This is a genomic window from Ruegeria sp. CH8, from assembly GCF_056536985.1.
Map to the genome: position 1 here is coordinate 1 of NZ_JBQFQR010000063.1, position 3,796 is coordinate 3,796.

Annotated in this window: 2 protein-coding genes and 2 pseudogenes; 3 read left to right on the forward strand and 1 reads right to left on the reverse strand. The window is 50.7% G+C overall.

What is annotated here, in order from left to right; genetic code table 11:
* Window positions 1-194 precede the first annotated feature (194 nt).
* The 3 genes and pseudogenes from ACR0ER_RS25465 to ACR0ER_RS25475 all read left to right on the forward strand — a co-directional run bounded on the left by ACR0ER_RS25465 (window position 195) and on the right by ACR0ER_RS25475 (window position 2,788).
* Window positions 195-1,187, forward strand: coding sequence for a helix-turn-helix domain-containing protein (locus ACR0ER_RS25465; RefSeq protein WP_480771257.1), 993 nt, complete (start codon window positions 195-197; stop codon window positions 1,185-1,187).
* Window positions 1,188-1,564: 377 nt separating this feature from the next.
* A pseudogene (locus ACR0ER_RS25470) lies at window positions 1,565-1,777 on the forward strand (transposase); the annotation flags it as partial.
* 252 nt (window positions 1,778-2,029) lie between these two features.
* Window positions 2,030-2,788 carry a sulfotransferase-like domain-containing protein gene (locus ACR0ER_RS25475; protein ID WP_480771258.1) on the forward strand — a complete coding sequence of 253 codons (759 nt, stop codon included), beginning with the start codon at window positions 2,030-2,032 and terminating at the stop codon, window positions 2,786-2,788.
* A 51-nt stretch (window positions 2,789-2,839) separates the two neighbouring features.
* Here ACR0ER_RS25475 and ACR0ER_RS25480 read toward each other — a convergent pair.
* Window positions 2,840-3,570, reverse strand: a pseudogene (locus tag ACR0ER_RS25480) (3'(2'),5'-bisphosphate nucleotidase CysQ family protein).
* Between the last annotated feature and the right edge of the window lie 226 nt (window positions 3,571-3,796).

Genomic DNA, 3,796 nt, shown 5'->3' on the forward strand with positions numbered 1-3,796 from the left:
ACTGGTCTCCCGTCAACCGCGTCGACAACGCATTCGGAGACCGAAACCTCGTCTGCACATGCCCCCCAATGGACGCATACAAAGACGCAGCAGAGTGAAACAACAGAACCCCGCCAAGAAACTGGTGGGGTTCAAATTAAAGCAGCAGTCAGTTTTGTTGTTGGGCTAAATCAAAAACACGATTGGTAGTTTGGATGAAGCACTACTGTGTTCAAAATGACCAAGGAAAATCAAACGATGTCAATGACGTGGTGCCCGAACGCACGCAACACATTGACGTCATTTTGCGTTGTGAAAAAGACAAACCGTCAGCAGAAGCTATCGTTGATTTCTACCGGTCTTTAAACAGCCTCATCGGAAAACAAAGCTATCTTGTGAATGTCCGTGTCATCGCGGATGGAAATGTTGGCGGACCTCTTTATTGGGCAAGGCGGACGGCAGTTTTTTGGGGGGATTCGGAACACAGCTGGTGTCCGGTAGGCGAGCAAAAAACGTGGATCGCTCAGGTATTGAGCCTGTCACCAAGGGCACTCCTCGTTGGAGGTGCCGTGACGCTATTGGCTCAAATCGATAATTCGGATCAGAAGGTCGCTGCCGTACATTCAAGTTTCGAAGCAGCTGCGGTGGAAATGGGCATAGAGGGATGCGGAGCCGCAACGCTTTTGTCGACTAGTGGGCGTCTGCATAGCGCAAACGCACATATCAGCGCGATTAGATTACTGAGTGACTTTGTCTCGATAGATCACGGCGCGTATCTTGCGGATGCTTTGCGCAGACATATCGGGCTTATCGAGCCAAAGCAATCGATCGAAAGTCAGTACGCAAACCGATTAATTCGAAAGGCCAACGGCGATGAGTTGGTTATTCTCACTTTGGCGACCATGTTGGAAAACATTGAAGAACCGTTGAGCATTTCCGGACTTTCGGAAAAGGTGGGTACTTCCATCCGGCAGCTTCAGAGAAGATATCTTTGCAAGACCGGTGCCAAACTCTTGGATACCTACAAAGAACTCCGGCTGGAAAGAGCAAATAGCTTGCTACAACACACTGACATGCCGTTGATGGAAGTCGCCACTGCTACGGGATTTTCGTCTCGCGCCGCCATGTCGCGTGCTTTTTTCAAGCAATACGGATCAGGACTGGAGGCAAGTAGGCAACGGAGGTATTGCGGAACCGCTCCGATCTAACAAAGCCAAAAGTCGGTTGAAAATCGCAATGAGCGGTCTGGACCTGCCGCGGTTTGATACCGCTCCTTTGATAGCATTTATTGCAGCAAAGAAGATGAGGTACGGGAATGAAACAAAAGGACTAACTTCGCGTTGACACGGTGTGGATCGCGCTGACGAGTGGGCTGATCCGCAAATAATTTGCTTGGGATTTGGGTTTTGGCCTTTCAAAGTTGAATAAGTGGGTGGCGGCACATCGAGGCACGAGCGTTAAACTGTGAAAACCTCACAGTGTGCCATCAAGTGCTTGTGATGATATAGTTGATGAGTGAAATCACGTAACCTGAGCCCCTAGTCTTCCATTTTTTGTAGATTCCGCCCAACTTAAGGACGGACAAATGAAGACAAGATTCACGGACGAACATGTCATTCAGATGATTAAGAAACAGGAAGCAGTTGAGAAAACTGCTGACATATGCAGGCGCTATGGGATCAGCCAAGGCACCTTCTAAAAATACAAAAGCAAGTATGGCGGTATGGAGCCGTCGGGTGCGAAGAAGCTCCGTGCGCTTGAAGCTGAGAATGCGAAGCTAAAGAAGCTACTTGCTGAGTTCCTCCGCTTGAATGATTTGAGTATCTTGCGAACGGAAACGCACATTGCATAGGTGCCCAAAGTCACCATTCAGTTTTACGGGCTACATCAACCTTGCAAAATTTGGCCTCTGCTACCGCAAACCTGTTTCACACATTACTGCGGGTCGCAGTGCCAAAAGACACCGTGACTGATCGGATTTCCTTGGTCAAATTGCCAGAAGTACTTATGAAGGCAGGTCCTTCTGAAACGACCGTCAAAGGAGGTAAAAATGCACCCTATCATTGCGCTGTGGTCACATCCACGTTCCATGTCCACCGCAACCGAACGCATCATGCGGGAACGTGGCGATCTGACCTGTTTTCACGAACCTTTCATGTATGACTATTACATCAACCGAAAAATACGTGACATGCCGCATTTTCAGGCCGAGGAAGGTCACCCGGTAACTTATGAAAACGTGCGCGACATGCTGCTGGAAAGCGCCGAGACCGCATCGGTTTTTATCAAGGACATGAGCTATTATGTCGTGCCGCACATCATGGATGACGCAGAGTTCGGTGACCGCCTGGTCAACTGCTTTCTCATTCGCGATCCGATTGCCTCGATCCCGTCCTATTTCAAGCTGGACCCTGACGTTACCACCGAGGAAATTGGGCTTGAGGCCCAGTCACGGCACTACGACGCTCTGTGTGCGTCTTCAGCGAACAAGCCAATCGTGCTTCAGGCAGAAGACATTCGTTCCGACACCAAGAAGGCCATTGGCGCGCTTTGGAAAGCGATCGGTTTGTCAGACGCCGATCATGCGTTTGAATGGCAGAACGAAAAGCCAAAGGACTGGAAACAAGTCGAAGGGTGGCATGGCGATGTCAGTGCGTCGAAGAGTATTCGCCCAATCACGCAGGAAGAGTTAGAAGCGCAAAAACAGAAATTCGCGACCATGTGCGCCGAACATCCGCGGATGCAGGAATATCTTGAGCATCACCAACCATTCTACCAAGCCCTCAAGGCACAGGCCCTAAAGCCCTGAACAAAAGACAGCCCTGGATTGCCCGGGCCTATCTTCTGTTTCTTTACCGCATTATGTTTTCAAAACGTTTATGCTCAGAGCGTATGCAATGAAATGCGGGTTTTCAAAACCCGGCTTACCGTAGCTCAGCGGTGTCAGATCGTCTGCTCGGACAACCCGGCCTCCTGCTCCTTCCAAAACCGCTTGCCCTGCGGCTGTATCCCAGTCCATTGTTCGCCCAAGGCGCGGACAAAGATCGGCCTCACCCGAGAGTCCAAGAGGTAGAATTTCAGAGACGAACCTGCACTGCGCGTATTCACCACTTGATACCGGTTGATATACTCATCCGTCGCTACGTCTCGGTGGGATTTTGAGGCGACGACAACAAGGGCCGACGCGTCCGGGTTCGACACATTCATCTTTTTGTGCTCACCAACTGCTTCGGCGTCATGCGCACCTAGTTCTTCGACGGCTTGGCCGGATTCGTTGGTATAGAACAAACGCTCACGGGCAGGCGCAAACACAACGCCGAGTCTGGGCTCACCCTGCTCGACCCAAGCGATGTTGACAGTGAATTCGTCGCGCCGGTGAATGAATTCCTTGGTACTGTCCTGAGAGTCGACGATAAAGAAATCCGACACGGCCTGATCGTGTGTTTCCGCCTGCTCATCAGTTACGATGTGCGCGTCAGGAAAGGCGTCGCGAAGACCGTCGTAAATCAGTTTGTCCGCCAATTGGTCCACTACAGTGACCGGGCTGTCATCAGCCTTGCTTTCGATCTGAAAATCCTCTTGGCCACAAATACGCTAAATTTCTCCGCCAGCGAGAATGGCCAGTCTCCGCATAGCCTATATTTTTACTGCGGTTTCATTTGTCATATTCGTCTCCAGAAATAAGATCGAGCACCCTGTTAGGGGCACTCGGTCTATCCTTAGCCCGCAATCAGGCCCATGCTTTCGAGTTTCAGCAGGACCTGATGGGCACAGTTGTCGACGTCGACATTCTCGGTCTCGACGCTCAGTTCAGGGT

Coding starts and splice junctions, on each gene's coding strand:
- ACR0ER_RS25465 (WP_480771257.1), top strand. CDS start 195: ATGAAGCACTACTGTGTTCAAAATGACCAAGGAAAATCAAACGATGTC.
- ACR0ER_RS25475 (WP_480771258.1), top strand. CDS start 2,030: ATGCACCCTATCATTGCGCTGTGGTCACATCCACGTTCCATGTCCACC.